The sequence below is a fragment of the Galbibacter mesophilus genome (assembly GCF_023721415.1).
Lineage (GTDB): Bacteria > Bacteroidota > Bacteroidia > Flavobacteriales > Flavobacteriaceae > Galbibacter > Galbibacter mesophilus.
This window is the reverse complement of record NZ_JAMQVC010000001.1, coordinates 57,401-74,532: the sequence shown is the minus strand read 5'-3', so window position 1 is coordinate 74,532 and position 17,132 is coordinate 57,401. Positions and strand designations below refer to the sequence as shown.

Genomic DNA, 17,132 nt, shown 5'->3' with positions numbered 1-17,132 from the left:
AATAAAAAATTTAAAAAAAGTTTAGGTGTTGTTTTTACTGAAGGAATGAATGTAATTTTGAGAGGTGAAAGTTACTTATTGGTTAGCTCTATAAATAGACTCTCTAGATTTTTATTCTTTTGGTTTAACTGAAGTGTTTTTAGTCCGTTGTCGTGGGCGAAATCAAACACCGTGGCGCGCATGTCTTTATCGGTTTTAAAAGTGATTTCGTACACAAAACCAATGGTGTTTTTTACGTCTTTTACCAGCGGAAGTTGTTTTAATAAAACGTCTTCTACACGATAATCAAATTCCACTTGAACAATTTGTTCTTCGGAATTCCGAAGGTCGGATAATTTTTTATCGGCTACAATTTCTCCTTTATTGATGATGATTACCCGATCGCAAATGGCTTCCACTTCTTGCATGATGTGTGTAGAAAGCAGTACCGTTTTTTCTTTACCGATGGATTTTATTAGCTTTCTAATTTCCAAGAGTTGGTTGGGGTCAAGTCCTGTAGTAGGTTCATCTAAAATTAAAACTTCGGGATTGCCAATAAGTGCTGCAGCTAATCCAACCCGCTGTCGATATCCTTTAGAAAGCGCACCTATTTTTTTGTTGGCTTCGGGAAGTAAGCCGCACTGTGAAATAACTTCTTCAGTATTTTTTGTAGACACTTTATAAAGACTTGCCGTATAGTTGAGGTATTCACGAACATACATATCCAAATGAAGCGGATTGTGTTCGGGTAAATAGCCAACACTTTTTTTGACGTCCATTTTTTGGGTTTCGGTATCAAAACTGTTCACCATTGCTTTTCCTTCAGAAGGAGGGAGGTAGGTGGTAAGGATTTTCATCATAGTAGATTTACCAGCTCCGTTGGGGCCTAAAAAACCAACGATTTCTCCTTTATTAATGGAAAATGAAACTCCTTTGAGCGCTTCTTGCGACCCGTATATTTTTTTGATATTACTAACCGTGATGGACATGAGCCAAAAATAGTTTTAAAGTTTTAAAGTTGAAAGTATAGGAGTTAAAAAGTGAAAAAGTAAATGAGTGAAAGATTTAAAAGTTAAAAGTTAAGAGTGAAAAGTTAATAGTTGAAAAAACGGAACTTAACGCCGTAAGGATTAATTGTTCTCTTTCCATGTGTGGTTTGTATAATGGTTTGAAAACACTACCGAAAGCCCTTAGCCCTGATTGAGCCGACTACCGTGTAGTGGCGAAAGCGGGTAATAGCTTTTCCAAAAAATTCAAGGACAAAAATGCTCCTGATAAAGAAACATCAAGTAATTCTTAATAATTCTTTTGCCAAGGCTATCATTTTTGGCTCGCCTGTGTGTTTATTGGGTTCGTCAGAAAGTTTAACGGTGGGCAGCCATTCTTGGTCACTAGTTAAAACATCAGTAAGTTTTATAACGATGTTCATGGGTTGCAAGCCTACGTCGTTTGTGAGATTGGTGCCAATACCAAAGGACAAGCCAATTTTTCCTTTGCAGGCCTTGGTTATGGCCTCTACCTTTTTTGGGTTCAATCCATCAGAAAATATAATGTATTTGTAAAGCGGATTAATTCCGTGGTTCTTATAGTGAGCAATTGTTTTTTCGGCAAACTCAATAGGGTCGCCGCTGTCATGCCTTACTCCGTCGAAGAGTTTTGCAAATTTGGTATCGAACTGTTTGAAGAAAACATCGGTTGTGTAGGTGTCGGAAAGAGCGACACCCAAATCACCGCGATAAACATCTACCCAATGTTCTAATGACATGGCGTTGGCCATTTTGAAACCATACTCCGCGGCATGAAACATAAACCATTCATGGGCGTGGGTGCCAATTGGTTTAACGTTATAAAGCATTGCCATGTGGACATTGCTGGAACCGGAAAAACTTTGTCCTTTATAACTGGCAAGAGTTTTTGTTACTTTTCGGTGAGTGCGATAAGAATGTCTTCGGCGCGTACCAAATTCTGCAAAAGGAACGCCGAGTTCGTTGTAGAGTTTGATTTTTTCAAGGGTATTGGCTTCAATTTTTTCGGCCGTCCAACCTTCTTGGTCTGTCATTTTATAGAACAATTCGCTAATTAAAGCCAATAAAGGTACTTCCCAGAGAATGGTTCGATACCAATGCCCAGCAATGGAAACTTCAATGTCGCTTCCCGTTTGCGTAATGGTTACTTCGGAAGGGTCGTAGCGATAGCCTTCCAAAAAATCAATGTACGCCGGATTTAAATAGGGACATTGGGTTATTAAAAACTGTTTTTCATCTTTGGTAAGCTTCAACAGCGCCATATTATCTACGGCAGTGCGAAGTGCTTTGTCAAAATTCGGAGGGAAAACATGCTTCCCTCTATTTATAAACTTGTATTTCGCTTTGGTATTGGGAAACAATTTAACCACGGCGCATTGCATGGTAAATTTATAGAAATCGTTATCTAATATGGAATTAAAGACATTGTAGCTTTCTTCTATTATCATTGCAAATAATTTATTCGGAAAGTTACATTTTATTTCAAATAGAATGAAATCTCTATGGTGTTTATGTGCAGGTCATGGAAGTGCGCAATTAAAGATTGATAGAAAAACGTGAATTTTGAAATTAAATTTGAAAAAAAAGTTAAGAAATTATGTTTTTTTCAAAAAAATAAACCAGAAGGGTTTTTTATTCTAAATTAATAATTACATTAGCACCACAAACAAGAAACAATTTCATGTTAGCAAACGGATACATCTGGAACTTTTACTTTTTCTTCTTCTATTTTTTTAATAAAAGAACGGGACGGTTATAGGTTTTTGCTAACGAACAATATATAGAGTCCCGAAATTATTTCGGGACTTTTTTTTATGCAAAATTTAAATGAACAAGAAAGTAGCTATACAAGGAATTTTAGGGTCTTTTCATCATCAAGTAGCGCAAGAATACTTTGGGAAGGAAGTAGCAGTGCATGAATGCCTTTCTTTTGATGCTTTGGTGGATAGCCTTTTAGATAAAACCAGCGACATAGCAGTGATGGCTATAGAAAATTCCATTGCAGGTTCAATTATTCCGAATTACGCATTAATAGATAACAACAATTTGCACATTATTGGGGAGCACTACATAAACGTAAACCATAACTTAATGGCGCTTAAAGGGCAATCTATCGAAGACATTAAGGAAGTGTATTCCCACCCGATGGCATTATTACAATGTAAACCGTTTTTAAAGCAATACCCGCATATAAAATTAATTGAAGATTCTGATACTGCGGAAGTTGCTAGAAGGATTCATTTGGGTCAGCTTAAAGGTATAGGTGCTATTGCAAGCAAAGCGGCTGCAACGATTTTTGAATTGGAAATACTAGCGGAAAAAATACAAACGATAAAGTCGAATTCAACACGTTTTGTAATTGTAAAAACACAGAATTCCATACTTCCGAAGGAAGAAATAAATAAAGCTTCGGTAATGTTTGAATTGGGTACCAAGCGCGGAAGTTTGGCGACGGTGCTAAACGTAATGAGCGATTGCAAATTGAACCTTACTAAAATTCAATCTCTACCAAAAATAGAAACCCCGTGGCGTTATTCGTTTTTTGTGGATGTTACTTTTGAGCAGTACGAAGATTTTGAAAAAGCAAAGTCACTGCTAAGTATTATGGCATCCCATTTTAAAGTGCACGGAGAATATAAAAATGTAAAAAGATGATACAGGTCGCCGATAGATTACATACGGTTGAAGAATACTACTTCTCAAAGAAATTAAGGGAAGTTAGAAGCTTGTTAGCTCAAGGGAAGCCCATTATTAATATGGGGATTGGGAGTCCGGATATGGCTCCTTCTGAAGAAGTTCTGCAAGCCTTGGTAAGTTCGCTTAAAGAAGAAAAAGCACATCAATACCAAAGCTATCAAGGATTGCCGGAGTTAAGGGAGGCCGCAGCTCGTTTTTATGAAAATCACTTCGATGTTGCAATTGATAGTGAGACCGAGATAATGCCATTAATGGGTTCTAAAGAAGGAATTATGCATATTAGCATGGCTTTTTTAAATGAAGGTGATGAGGTGCTTATTCCCAATCCGGGGTACCCAACCTACACTTCGGTAACAAAATTGGTAGGCGCGAAACCAAGGTATTACGATTTAACCCAAGAAAGTGGATGGTTGCCAAGTATTGAAGCATTGGAAGCTCAAGATTTGTCTAAAGTGAAATTAATGTGGTTAAGCTATCCGCATATGCCGACGGGTGCAAACGCGAACAAAGAAATTTTCGCTGAGTTGGTGACTTTCGCTAAACGCAACGACATTCTTCTAGTAAACGATAATCCCTACAGTTTTGTGTTGAACGACGAGCGTTTAAGTATTTTATCAACGCCTGGGGCGGAAGATGTGGCTTTGGAGTTAAATTCGTTGAGCAAAACGTTTAACATGGCGGGTTGGCGCGTAGGATTTATTTTTGGAAACGCTACTTTTCTTGATGCCGTTTTAAAGGTGAAGAGCAATATGGATAGTGGAATGTTTTACGGTCTGCAAAAAGGTGCGGTTAAAGCATTGGAATCTTCCAGCGATTGGTATTCAGGATTGAATGAGGTGTATCAAAAAAGGAGAGCACTTATTTTTCAATTGGCTGAAAAATTGAATTGCTCCTATGATGAAAATGCATCTGGAATGTTTGTTTGGGCGAAGCTTCCGAAGGAAATAACTTCCGCAGAAGAATTTATTGATAAAGTATTGTACGACAAAAGCATATTTATCACGCCGGGAACTATTTTCGGCAGTAATGGTGAAGGGTATATTCGGTTTTCATTATGTGTAAAAGAGGAGAAAATTCAGGAAGCAATTGATAGGTTTTCAGAATAGAAGAGAGTATTGAGAGGTGAGTATTGAGAAGAGAAAATAGAAAAGAGAACAGGGAAAAGAGAATAAAGAAGGAGATTTACGGTTAAAAACCATAATTCGTAAATCGGAATTCATAAATCATAATTCAAAATGAATGTATTTGTAATAGGGTTAGGGCTCATAGGCGGATCGATGGCGTTGGACATTAAAGCCAGTAACGATAAGGTTACCATTTTTGGCTTTGATAAGAATGAAACCCACATGGATGAAGCGTTGGCACTAGGTTTTATTGATGAGAAGGCTGTTTTTGAAGATGTAGCTAAAGCAGATGTGGTTATAGTTTCTATCCCTGTAGATGCTGCTATTAGTGTTATTCCTAAGGTGTTGGACATCGTAAAAGACGACACTTTGGTTTTTGATGTAGGCTCTACAAAAGCTAATATTTGCAGTGTGCTGGAGAACCATCCTAAAAGAAGGAATTTTTTGGCAACCCATCCCATTGCGGGAACTGAGTTTTCTGGCCCCAAAGCGGCGATACGGGAATTGTACAGAAATAAAACGAACATTATTTGCGAGGTAGAAAAAACAGCATTTAAGTTGCAAGAACGTGCGTTCGGGATTTTTAATGATTTAGGTATGCGAATTCGGTATATGGAGCCCAAAGCGCATGATAGACACATTGCGTATGTATCGCATTTATCGCACATCAGTTCGTTTATGCTAGGGAAAACGGTGATTGATAAAGAGAAAAACGAGCGCGATATTTTTGATATGGCCGGGAGTGGATTTGAAAGCACCGTTCGGTTGGCAAAAAGTTCGCCGGCGATGTGGAGCCCCATTTTTCAGCACAATAAAGAAAACGTCATTGAAACTTTAGAAGAATATATTGCGAACCTTCAAAAGTTTAAAGAGTTAATGCAAGACGATAATTTTGAAGCTATTTATCAAGAAATGGCAGATACAAATAGAATAAAGGAAATATTAAAAGGAATTTCAATCAAAACTTCATAAGTAAATTTAAAAAATGGAAAATTCAGCAGGATTAAGAACATGGTTGGACGAGATGAACTTAGATCATCCATTAGTGATAGCCGGCCCATGTAGCGCAGAGACAGAAGAACAGGTAATGCAAATTGCACATGACCTAAAGGATACCGATGTAAATTACTACCGTGCCGGTATTTGGAAACCAAGAACAAGACCTGGAAATTTTGAAGGCGTAGGCGCTATTGGTTTAAAATGGTTGCAACGTGTTAAAGAAGAAACCGGATTAAAAACGGCTACTGAAGTGGCGAACAGAGCACACGTAGAATTGGCTTTGGAACATGATATCGATTTGTTGTGGATTGGTGCACGGTCGACTGTGAGTCCGTTTATTGTTCAAGATATTGCTGATGCTTTAGAAGGAACTGATAAAATAGTTTTGGTAAAAAACCCAGTGAATCCAGATTTAGCTTTATGGCTTGGAGGAATTGAGCGCTTGTACAGCAAGGATATTAAGAATTTAGGGGTTATCCACCGCGGATTCTCAACTTACGAAAAATCTAAGTACAGAAACAATCCAGAGTGGCAATTGGCTATTGAGTTACAAAACAAGTTCCCAGATCTTCCACTTATTTTAGATCCATCCCACATTACGGGTAACCGTGATTTAATTTTTGATGTTTCTCAAATGGCTTTAGATCTTAACTATGACGGTTTGATGATAGAAACACATTGTACGCCAGACAAGGCCTGGAGTGATGCTGCTCAACAGGTTACACCGGAATCTTTGAAGCAAATTATGAAAGATTTAAAAATCAGAAAGGAAACCGATCAAGAAGTTGATTACAATAGCAAGTTAACTAATTTCCGTGCTCAGATTGATGCTATTGACAATACGTTGGTAGAAACGCTAGGAAAGCGTATGAAGATTTCTGATGAAATAGGGGCACTTAAAAAGGAACGTAACGTTGCCGTACTTCAATCCAAACGTTGGAATGAAATTTTAGGTAAAATGATTATGGACGGTGAGGAAAAAGGCTTGAGCGAAGAATTTATTTTAAAAATCTTCAAGGCTATTCACCAAGAATCCATTAACCATCAAGAGAAAATTGTTAAGCCATAACAGTTTTTAAAAAGGAGGTCAAAAGTGCAAGTAAGATGGAAGTTGTTTATTGAAGTTATATATTACAACATTCAATAACTTCTAAATTTGTACTTTTGACTTCTAATTTTTTATTTAAATAAGGGGATAGATTTTAATTTGAAAACCCCTTGTCCTCAGAATAGTCATCAAAAGCTCCGAGAGCAGGAGCGCAAGAATGAAGCGACGCGGAGTTTTGATTACGGTTTTTTGACTTCATGGTCGAAAAAATTCCTTGGATAAGGCGCCTTTTTCTTTGTTTCGTTTCTTTTGGGCGAGCAAAAGAAATGAAAGAGATAGACTCAGTTCTAAAAGTCTTATTTCAATCTCTTATTTAATAAATATAAATGGGCATTTAAATTAATGATAGGTACCGTTTACAAATCTACAGGCAGTTGGTACAGTGTAAAAGCTGAAGATGGGCAATTCTACAATTGTAGAATAAAAGGGAAATTTAGGATAAAGGGTATTAAAAGTACCAATCCTGTTGCCGTGGGCGATAAAGTAGCTTTTGATCTTGAAACGGTTGGAGACGAAACCATAGGCGTTATTAACGATATCGAGGAACGCAAAAATTATATTGTCCGTAAATCGGTGAACCTATCCAAGCGAACCCATATTATTGGTGCCAACATTGATGTTGCTTTTTTGTTGGTTACCCTAAACAACCCAACAACATTTACAGATTTTATCGACCGTTTTTTGGTTACTTTGGAAGCGTATCAGGTTATGCCTGTTCTGCTTTTCAATAAAATAGATAGCTATAACGAAGAGGAAATCGGAGAAGTAAAGTATTTGGAAGATTTATATACCAATATAGGTTACCGTTGTTTGGAAGTTTCAGCAAAAGAAAAAATAAATATTGATGAGGTAAAGCAGCTAATGTTTGGTAAAACGAGTATTTTTTCTGGACATTCCGGTGTGGGGAAATCAACTTTGATAAATGTTATTGAACCAAGCTTGGACCTAAAAACGGCTGAAATTTCAGAGCAGCACAAACAAGGACAGCATACCACAACTTTTGCGGAGATGTACGATTTGAGTTTCGATGCCCGTATTATAGACACCCCCGGAATTAAAGGTTTTGGGATTGTTAATATGGAGAAACATGAGGTGGGGAATTATTTTCCGGAATTCTTTCAGCGAAAGGGCGATTGTAAGTTTAATAATTGTCTACATATCGACGAACCAAAGTGCGCCGTCAAGGAAGCTTTGGAAAACGATGAAATAGCTTGGAGCCGATATAAAAGTTATGTTCAGATTTTAGAAGGCGAAGAAGAAAACTACCGCACGGATATTTACGGGAGCTAGTATCTCGAAAAGTATATGTTACTTCGAGGTTATTATATCAAAAAAATCATCTGTGAAAAGGAAAGAAGAGCAGAAATATGTCAAAAATTAAAATTGGAATTCTAACGGTAAGCGATAGGGCAAGTGCAGGAGTTTATGAAGACATAAGCGGAAAAGCCATCATAGATACACTGAATGACTATTTGATTTCTGAATGGGAAGAAGTATATGAAGTTATTCCAGATGAACAACAGGAGATTGAAAAATCAATCATAAAAATGGTTGATGACGAAAACTGTTGTTTGGTAGTTACCACTGGTGGCACTGGTCCCGCAAAAAGGGACGTTACCCCAGAAGCTACGGAAGCTGTATGCGATAGAATGATGCCCGGTTTTGGTGAGTTAATGCGGATGGAATCATTAAAATATGTGCCAACGGCTATTCTATCTAGACAAACCGCCGGACTAAGAAACGGAAGTTTAATTGTTAATCTTCCTGGAAAACCAAAATCAATTCGAGAATGCCTTGACGCAGTTTTTCCAGCGATTCCCTATTGTATAGATTTAATGGAAGGTCCTTTTTTAGAGTGCAACGAAGCGGTGATAAAGCCCTTTCGCCCAAAGAAAAAGGGGTAAGAAGAGATAAAGTAAAAAAACAAAAATCATCAAACCTGAAAAACTAAATGCGAGTAGTAATTCAAAGAGTTAGTGAAGCAAGTGTGACCATCGAGGGAGAAGTGACTTCTTCCATTAAAAATGGTGTTCTTGTTTTGTTGGGGATAGAAGAAATAGATGATCAACGGGATATTGAATGGTTATGCCGAAAAATTGGGAGCTTACGAATTTTTAATGATGATGATGGAGTGATGAATGTTTCTTTAAAAGATATTGACGGTGAGGCTTTAGTGGTGAGTCAATTTACGTTGCATGCATCTACCAAAAAGGGGAATAGACCTTCCTATATAAAAGCTGCAAAACCAGAAATTGCCGTTCCTTTATACGAAGCTTTTGTTTCGCAGTTAGAAAAAGAACTCGGAAAGAAAATAGGCACAGGTACTTTTGGCGCAGATATGAAGGTTTCTTTGGTAAACGACGGACCGGTAACAATACTAATTGATTCTAAAAATAGGGAGTAATGAACATAAAAAACGCTCAGCTAGACGTAGATAAATGGATAAAAGAACATGGGGTTCGCTATTTTAACGAACTTACCAATATGGCGCAGCTTACGGAAGAAGTAGGGGAGGTGGCTAGAATTATAGCTCGACGCTATGGCGAACAAAGCGAAAAGGAGAGCGATAAAAATAAGGATTTAGGAGAGGAACTTGCCGATGTTGTTTTTGTAGTGCTTTGTTTGGCAAACCAAACTGGGGTAGATCTACAAGCTGCTTTTGATAAAAAATTGGACATTAAAACGAAGCGAGATCACGATAGGCATCATAATAACGAAAAATTAAAATAAGATTTTTTCAGCATAAATATTTATCATTTTGAAATTACATTTATCTTCCAATCAAAAGAACATACACCAGCATATACAAATTACAGGTTCTAAAAGTGAAAGTAACCGCGTGCTGCTTTTACAAGCTCTTTTTTCTTCACTGGTAACCGAAAACATATCAAATTCTGACGATTCCCAAGTAATGAAAAAAGGACTTCAAGTTCACCAAGGGGAAGTTGATATTCATCACGCGGGAACCGCCATGCGCTTTTTAACGGCATTTTTTGCTTCGCAGGAAGGTAGAGAAGTTACATTAACTGGCTCGCAGCGAATGACAGAGCGCCCTATAAAAATTTTGGTAGAAGCATTACAGCAATTGGGGGCTGATATTTCATATGTAAAAAATGACGGTTACCCACCTGTTAAAATTAAAGGAAAAAAAATAATAAAAAATCAGGTTTCATTGGCGGCCAATGTAAGCAGTCAATATATTTCTGCATTGCTATTGGTGGCACCGACTTTAGTAAACGGACTGGAGCTTAACCTAGAAGGTAAAATAACTTCGGTTCCTTACATAAAAATGACATTGGCTTTGCTGAATGAAATTGGTGTAAAAACTTCTTTTGAAGAAAATATAATAACGGTTCATTCCTCTGATGAGGTCAAAGAAAAGACGTTGGTAGTAGAATCCGATTGGAGTTCGGCTTCTTATTTTTATAGCATCATGGCTTTGGCTTCGGTAGGTTCTGAAGTTTCTTTATCGAGCTATAAGGCCACCAGCTTACAGGGGGATAGTGTGCTTCAGGAGATTTATAAACAATTTGGAGTTACTACTGTTTTCAATAAAAATGTGGTTACACTCAAGAAAACAAAAGAGGTGGCAAAAGACACTTTTATTAAAGTTGATTTGGCAAACGCTCCCGATATCGCCCAAACTATTGCGGTAACTTGTTTCGGTTTAGGTTTGGGGTGCGAGCTTACCGGGCTACATACGTTAAAAATTAAAGAGACCGATCGTTTGGAAGCTTTAAAAACGGAACTCGGCAAGTTGGGTGCTAATATTTCGGTAACGGACAAAGAGTTGTTTTTAAAACCTTCCGAAGAGATTAAAGAGAATATTGCCATTGATACGTACAACGATCACCGTATGGCGATGGCGTTTGCACCATTGGCTCTTCAGGTACCAATACTAATTAATGATGCTGAAGTAGTTTCTAAATCCTATCCCGATTTTTGGAAAGATATGGCCACACTGGAGATGAAGGTGGAAGAAATCTAATTTGTAAAGCTTAATTTGAAGAATTAGAGCTTCAATGCATCACATTTGAAATCTGGATTTTGTTGCTTAACTAAGACGAATGGGTTAGTAATTACTTGAAAATTAGAAATAATTGGTGTTTTACTTGACAACCCCTATCTGCATATTGTATATTTGCGGCTCGCAAAAAATATAATTATAGAAAATTAATTGGTCGTAACCCTAAGATTTTCTTTTTATAAACGGATTTGAATCTAACGAAATAACCATAAATAAATGCCGATTTTTCTAAGACCTTGAAGGGCTTTGAGAATATCGGTTTTTTATTGGTTTTCGGTAGATTCTTTAAAAACAAAAGTTAGCAAATGAAATTATCACATTTTAATTTTGAACTTCCTAAAGAATTATTGGCTGAATATCCTTCTGAAAACAGGGATGAAGCACGTTTAATGGTACTTCACAGAAAAGAGCAGAAAATTGAGCACAAAATGTTCAAGGATTTGATCGATTACTTTGATGAAGGAGACGTTATGGTTCTTAACAATACCAAAGTTTTCCCTGCACGCCTATTTGGGAATAAAGAAAAAACTGGAGCACGTATCGAGGTTTTTCTTTTGAGGGAGCTTAACGTAGAGCAGCGTCTTTGGGATGTGTTGGTAGATCCAGCTCGAAAAATTAGAATTGGTAATAAATTGTACTTTGGCGAGGATGAAAGTCTGGTGGCTGAAGTAATTGATAATACAACTTCTAGAGGAAGAACACTTCGTTTTCTATATGATGGCTCTTATGAAGAATTCAGAAGAAAACTGAATGAACTTGGGGAAACACCACTTCCAAAGTATATTAAAAGAGATGTTGAGCCAGAGGATGAAGAGCGTTACCAAACTATTTATGCTAAAACGGAAGGTGCTGTAGCAGCTCCTACTGCGGGACTTCACTTTTCTAAGCACTTATTGAAACGTTTGGAAATTAAAGGGATTGATTTTGCTGAACTTACGTTGCATGTCGGACTAGGAACTTTTAATCCGGTAGAGGTGGAAGATCTTTCCAAGCATAAAATGGATAGTGAAGAGCTTTTTATTGACGAAAAGGCAGCTGCTATTGTAAACAAAGCAAAAGACAACAAGAGAAAAGTTTGTGCTATCGGTACGACTGCTATGCGCGGACTTGAAAGCTCTGTTTCTTCAGATCATATGTTGAATCCATACGAAGGATGGACAAACAAGTTTATTTTTCCTCCATACGATTTTAGCATCGCAAACTGTATGGTAACTAATTTCCACACTCCGAAATCGACACTTTTAATGATGATTTCTGCTTTTGTTGGTCATGATTTTATGATGAAGGCCTATAAAGAAGCAATCAAAGAAGAATATAAGTTTTATTCTTACGGAGACGCTATGTTGATTTTATAATAATAGAATAATAAATGTTATAAGCTTTTAAGATATAACAACCCTCAAAAAATCCCCAATCTAGCTTTGGAAAGGGGATTTTTTATTTGGGTTAATTCGTTAAATGAGTTAATTGTTGACTAGTGTTGCAATAAGATGTAAGCCGTTTACATCGGGTCATAACTGAACAGGAGGAAGAAATCAAAAAACCTTAAATCAATAGAAATTTTCTGGGATCCAACTTCTGGCATCTAACCTCATGTATCCGTCTTCGGGCTTTTATCACAATAGCTTTTTAGCTTCCTCAAATTCAGAAACTATATTTTCTACAATTTTCGAAACCGGTAGAATGTCATTTATAAGTCCGCTAATCTGACCTATTTCTAGTTCGCCCTCTTCCAAATCGCCTTCAAACATTCCTTTTTTAGCTCTAGCCCGTCCAAGCAATTCTGCTAATTCTTCTTTATTGGTGCCTTTTGCGTAGAGTGCTTGAATGTCGTTAAAAAATTTATTTTTAATTAAACGTACTGGTGCGAGTTCTTTCAAAGTGAGTTGAGTATCGCCTTCTTTGCTTTCAATAACTTTTTCTTTAAAATTGATGTGTGAAGAAGCTTCTTCGCTGGCCACAAACCTACTTCCTATTTGCACGCCATCGGCTCCTAAGACCATGGCAGCCAACATACCACGTCCGGTTGCGATTCCACCAGCTGCAATTAACGGAATGGAATTTTTTTCTTTAACCATTGGGATAAGGGTAAACGTAGTGGTTTCATCCCTTCCGTTATGTCCACCCGCTTCAAATCCTTCAGCTACAACGGCATCAACACCTGCTTCTTGTGCTTTCAGTGCAAATTTCACACTACTAACCACGTGCACTACGGTAATTCCGTGCGATTGCAAATGAGAGGTCCAAGTTTTCGGATTTCCAGCGGAAGTAAAAACTATTTTTACACCTTCCTTAATGATGATGTCCATTATTTTGTCAATATCAGGATATAACAATGGAACATTCACGCCAAAGGGCTTGTCGGTAGCTTTTTTACATTTCTGAATATGTTCTTTGAGAACCTCAGGATACATGGATCCAGCACCAATTAAACCTAAAATCCCTGCGTTGGAAGCTGCGGAAGCTAATCGCCATCCACTGGCCCAAACCATTCCTGCTTGAATAATGGGGTATTGTATGTTGAATAGTTTTGTGATTTTGTTTTCCATACTCAAATATAGAAATAAATGCACAGCAAACGAATGCTAGATTCGATTCGTTCAGTCAGTCTAAAACCAATGAAATTCTTAGATTTTCAATAAGTCAAAAGCGAATTTTGCTGGTAAATCAACTAATTACACCAGACCCGATAAGTTCTTCGTTTTGATAGAAAGCAACAAACTGTCCTTCGGTAATTGCACTTTGCTCATTTTCAAAATCTACATACAAACCGCCTTCTACTTTATAAAGAGTGGCTCGCTGCAATGGTTGTCTGTAACGTATGCGGGCCATAACTTCCATAGAATTATCGACTTGCAAAGCCAAATCTTCACGAACCCAGTGAAGTTCATCATCGGTAACGAAAAGTGCTTTGCGAAACAATCCGGGGTGGTCTTTGCCCTGGCCAGTATAAATTACATTTTCCTCCACATCGGTTTCTATTACAAACAATGGCTCCGGAGTTCCGCCAACGGCCAGTCCTTTACGTTGCCCTTTAGTAAAATAATGTGCGCCTTGATGTTTTCCTACAACTTTTCCGTCCGAAATAGAATAAGTGGTTTTTTCGGCGTTAAAAGCAAGTTCATCATCTTTATTTTGAAAACCGTTACGACCTCTTTTTTCCAATACTTTCGATGCAGGAATTTCGATAATCTGACCTTCTTTTGGTTTTAATTTTTGTTGAAGAAAATCTGGTAGCCTAACTTTTCCTATGAAGCAAAGCCCTTGTGAATCTTTCTTTTCAGCGGTAATTAAATTATTTTCCGCAGCAATTTTCCGCACTTCAGGTTTTGTCAATTCCCCAATTGGGAAAAGAGTCTTGCTAAGTTGTTCTTGGGAAAGTTGACAAAGGAAATATGATTGATCTTTGTTGTTATCTGCACCTGCCAAAAGTCGGTGAATGGGTTTTCCCTTTATTTCAATGGTATCTTTTCGGCAATAATGACCTGTGGCAACATAATCCGCACCAAGGTCAAGAGCAATTTTAAGGAATACGTCAAATTTTATTTCCCGATTGCAAAGAACGTCTGGATTAGGAGTTCTGCCACGTTCATATTCGTTAAACATATAGTCCACAATACGTTCTTTGTATTGCTCACTTAAATCTACCGTTTGAAAAGGTATTCCCAGTTTCTCAGCAACCATCAAAGCATCGTTACTGTCTTCTAGCCAAGGACATTCATTGGAGATAGTAACCGAATCGTCATGCCAATTTTTCATAAATAAGCCAATTACCTCGTAGCCCTGCTCTTTTAAAAGATAAGCAGTTACACTAGAATCTACCCCGCCTGAAAGTCCAACTATTACTCGTTTCATGTGCCTTTATTGATTGTGATTTCAATCGCCTACAAAACCTCCACGTACAAACTGTCTTAGATATTTAAGAGAGAAATGTAAATGTTTCCTTTGAGCGAACTGAAATATGTGCAAAATTACAAAATTCGATCGAAGAGTTTAGTCGTGGATATGCGGGAAATCTTTCAATTTTAAGATTTTATAGTTTAGAACATTATTTTGTTTAACATTATATATAAAAGATTAATTATTGTATAGTGCTTGGTGTTGCTGGTTTTAAGAGTTAAATAATAGAAATATAATGTGTTAAAGGTTATTATTGTGATTGTTAAAAAAAGTTAATCTTTCATTTTTGTTTAACTTTTAAACTAATTTAGTTGAACAATATTTAAACATGTTCTTTTAGTAATCCAAAAAAATAATCAAAAATGAAAACAATCACCCATTTAAAAAAAGTTGCATTACTTGCATTAATGGTTGTAGGCGCAGTTGCCTGTTCAGATGATGACGACAACATGACGCCAACGCCCAATCCAGAACTTTCAATTACTGAAACTGCAGCTGCCGATTCTGAACTCACCATTTTAGTAGCTGCTCTTACAAGAACTGGATTAGACGCTACGCTTAACCAAGACGGAACTTTTACTGTACTTGCACCAACCAATGCGGCTTTCGAAGCAGCAGGGATAACGAATGTTGATGCCGTTGATGAAGACGTTTTGGAAAATATATTACTAAACCATGTTTTTGGAGAAGTAATGTTGTCTGGAGACCTTTCTACTTCATATAAATCAACCCTAGCAATGGGTCCAAACGAAACCATGATTAGTATGTTTATAAATACTGAAGGTGTGGTTGAATTTAATGGAGTTGCATCGCCAACTACTGTAGATATCAACGCTACCAATGGTGTTATCCATAAAGTAGATGCGGTTTTAAGAGAACCTACAGTTACGGGTCATGCCGTTGCCAATCCAGAATTTTCTATTTTGGTAGAAGCATTAGAGAGATTTGGTGATCAATACACCGGAATTTTAAGCGGAACGGAAGGTTCGCCATTCACAGTATTTGCACCAACAAACGATGCTTTCGCAGATCTTTTAGATATGCTTGGAGCAGAATCTTTAGCTGATATCGATGATGCTACTTTGGAGGCTGTTCTTACGTACCATGTAGTTTCCGGAGCTAACGCAACTTCCGGAGCTCTTACTGATGGACAAATGGTAGAAACCGTTCTTGGTGAAGAACTAACCGTTTCTAAAACTGACGGTGGCGTACAAATAATGGACGCTACAGAGGTAGACGCTAACGTGGTTGCTGCAGATGTTCAAGGTATAAACGGGGTAGTACATGCAATTGATAAGGTATTATTGCCTCAGGTTGTTTTAGACGCACTTAATCCAACGGTTGCTGGATTTGTATCCATGAGTGATGACTATTCTTCTCTTTTAGCAGCAGTACAAAAAGCAGGTTTAGTAGATGCTTTAAGTGCAGAGGATGCTGAGTTGACAGTATTCGCGCCAAATAATGAGGCTTTTGCTACTTTCTTGAGCGATAATAGTTTTGCTTCACTTGATGATGTCCCTACTGACCTTTTAACACAGGTACTTTTAAATCATGTTATTGATGGTAAAATAATGTCTGGTGATCTTTCTACCATGTATGGAAGTACTATGGCAACTAATGCCGATGGAGATAATTTGAGTATCTATATAAATACTGAAAGTGGAGTAATGTTGAACGGAGTTTCAACAGTTACTGCTGCAGATATTGAAGTTAGTAATGGTGTTATCCATGCGGTGGATGCCGTAATTGGATTACCAACAGTGGTAACCTTCGCAACGGCAGATGCTAATTTCTCTTCGCTTGTTGGTGCTCTAACAGATGCTGATACAGATTTTGTAAGTGTATTATCAGGAACAACAGATTCACCATTTACAGTATTTGCACCTACGAATGATGCTTTCGCCAAGTTGCCTTCGGTACCAGCGGAACCAACGTTGAGTGCGGTTTTAAGCCATCACGTGGTAGCAAATTCGAATGTACGTTCAGGTGATTTAACTGATGGCGCTATGGTAATGTCCTTAGAAGGAGATAATATTACAGTATCGCTTCCAGGAACTGGAGAAAACATAGCAGATTTAACTGATGGTGCTGGAAATACTGGAATTGGAGTGATAGCAGTAGATGTACAAGCTACCAACGGCGTTATCCACGCGATTGATACGGTTTTAATTCCAGACACTACAAACTAAGGATATAACTATTCATCATATATCATTGCTTAATGAAAGAGCTTTCCATCTGGGAAGCTCTTTTTTTGTTAAATGTTTTAAAAA

15 protein-coding genes are annotated in these 17,132 nt (G+C 37.5%); 11 read left to right on the top strand and 4 right to left on the bottom strand.

Going from position 1 to position 17,132, the window contains the following annotated elements; genetic code table 11:
- Positions 1–71: 71 nt before the first annotated feature.
- Together gldA and pncB are read right to left on the bottom strand one after the other, a co-directional pair.
- Positions 72–968, bottom strand: coding sequence for a gliding motility-associated ABC transporter ATP-binding subunit GldA (gldA, locus tag NDQ75_RS00265; RefSeq protein ID WP_202028768.1), 897 nt, complete (start codon positions 966–968; stop codon positions 72–74).
- Between the two features lie 296 nt (positions 969–1,264).
- Positions 1,265–2,452 carry a nicotinate phosphoribosyltransferase gene (gene pncB, locus NDQ75_RS00260; protein WP_202028767.1) on the bottom strand — a complete coding sequence of 396 codons (1,188 nt, stop codon included), beginning with the start codon at positions 2,450–2,452 and terminating at the stop codon, positions 1,265–1,267.
- 379 nt (positions 2,453–2,831) lie between these two features.
- On the opposite strand from pncB, the gene NDQ75_RS00255 reads away from it, so the two are divergent.
- The 10 genes from NDQ75_RS00255 to queA all read left to right on the top strand — a co-directional run bounded on the left by NDQ75_RS00255 (position 2,832) and on the right by queA (position 12,314).
- Positions 2,832–3,659, top strand: coding sequence for a prephenate dehydratase (locus tag NDQ75_RS00255; protein WP_202028766.1), 828 nt, complete (start codon positions 2,832–2,834; stop codon positions 3,657–3,659).
- The gene (locus NDQ75_RS00250; protein ID WP_202028765.1) at positions 3,656–4,807 is read left to right on the top strand and encodes a pyridoxal phosphate-dependent aminotransferase; all 1,152 of its coding nucleotides are present in this window, start codon (positions 3,656–3,658) and stop codon (positions 4,805–4,807) included. The genes NDQ75_RS00255 and NDQ75_RS00250 overlap by 4 nt, the downstream gene beginning before the upstream one ends.
- Before the next feature lie 129 nt (positions 4,808–4,936).
- Complete coding sequence (locus NDQ75_RS00245; RefSeq protein WP_202028764.1) at positions 4,937–5,797, top strand: prephenate dehydrogenase; 861 nt, start codon at positions 4,937–4,939, stop codon at positions 5,795–5,797.
- A gap of 13 nt (positions 5,798–5,810) precedes the next feature.
- Positions 5,811–6,893 carry a bifunctional 3-deoxy-7-phosphoheptulonate synthase/chorismate mutase type II gene (locus NDQ75_RS00240; RefSeq protein ID WP_202028763.1) on the top strand — a complete coding sequence of 361 codons (1,083 nt, stop codon included), beginning with the start codon at positions 5,811–5,813 and terminating at the stop codon, positions 6,891–6,893.
- Between the two features lie 381 nt (positions 6,894–7,274).
- The gene (rsgA, locus tag NDQ75_RS00235; protein ID WP_202028762.1) at positions 7,275–8,222 is read left to right on the top strand and encodes a ribosome small subunit-dependent GTPase A; all 948 of its coding nucleotides are present in this window, start codon (positions 7,275–7,277) and stop codon (positions 8,220–8,222) included.
- Between the two features lie 77 nt (positions 8,223–8,299).
- Positions 8,300–8,836, top strand: a complete 537-nt coding sequence (mog, locus tag NDQ75_RS00230; protein ID WP_202028761.1) for a molybdopterin adenylyltransferase — start codon at positions 8,300–8,302, stop codon at positions 8,834–8,836.
- A gap of 47 nt (positions 8,837–8,883) precedes the next feature.
- Positions 8,884–9,336 (top strand): D-aminoacyl-tRNA deacylase, encoded by a 453-nt coding sequence (dtd, locus tag NDQ75_RS00225; RefSeq protein ID WP_202028760.1) that lies wholly within the window; start codon positions 8,884–8,886, stop codon positions 9,334–9,336.
- Positions 9,336–9,662: a nucleotide pyrophosphohydrolase gene (locus NDQ75_RS00220; RefSeq protein WP_202028759.1), complete on the top strand. Its 327-nt coding sequence runs from the start codon at positions 9,336–9,338 to the stop codon at positions 9,660–9,662. Before dtd ends, NDQ75_RS00220 begins: the two co-directional genes overlap by 1 nt.
- A 28-nt stretch (positions 9,663–9,690) precedes the next feature.
- The gene (locus NDQ75_RS00215) at positions 9,691–10,920 is read left to right on the top strand and encodes a 3-phosphoshikimate 1-carboxyvinyltransferase (RefSeq protein WP_202028758.1); all 1,230 of its coding nucleotides are present in this window, start codon (positions 9,691–9,693) and stop codon (positions 10,918–10,920) included.
- 344 nt (positions 10,921–11,264) lie between these two features.
- Positions 11,265–12,314 (top strand): tRNA preQ1(34) S-adenosylmethionine ribosyltransferase-isomerase QueA, encoded by a 1,050-nt coding sequence (gene queA / locus NDQ75_RS00210; protein WP_202028757.1) that lies wholly within the window; start codon positions 11,265–11,267, stop codon positions 12,312–12,314.
- A 261-nt stretch (positions 12,315–12,575) separates the two neighbouring features.
- On the opposite strand, the gene NDQ75_RS00205 is transcribed toward queA, so the two are convergent.
- Together NDQ75_RS00205 and mnmA are read right to left on the bottom strand one after the other, a co-directional pair.
- Complete coding sequence (locus tag NDQ75_RS00205; protein WP_202028756.1) at positions 12,576–13,508, bottom strand: NAD(P)H-dependent flavin oxidoreductase; 933 nt, start codon at positions 13,506–13,508, stop codon at positions 12,576–12,578.
- Between the two features lie 118 nt (positions 13,509–13,626).
- Positions 13,627–14,814 (bottom strand): tRNA 2-thiouridine(34) synthase MnmA, encoded by a 1,188-nt coding sequence (gene mnmA / locus NDQ75_RS00200; RefSeq protein WP_202028755.1) that lies wholly within the window; start codon positions 14,812–14,814, stop codon positions 13,627–13,629.
- A gap of 407 nt (positions 14,815–15,221) precedes the next feature.
- Here mnmA and NDQ75_RS00195 point away from each other — a divergent pair, with 407 nt between their 5' ends.
- A complete protein-coding gene (locus NDQ75_RS00195; RefSeq protein ID WP_202028754.1) occupies positions 15,222–17,048 on the top strand; it encodes a fasciclin domain-containing protein in 1,827 nt (608 codons plus the stop codon).
- The last annotated feature ends 84 nt before the right edge of the window (positions 17,049–17,132 follow it).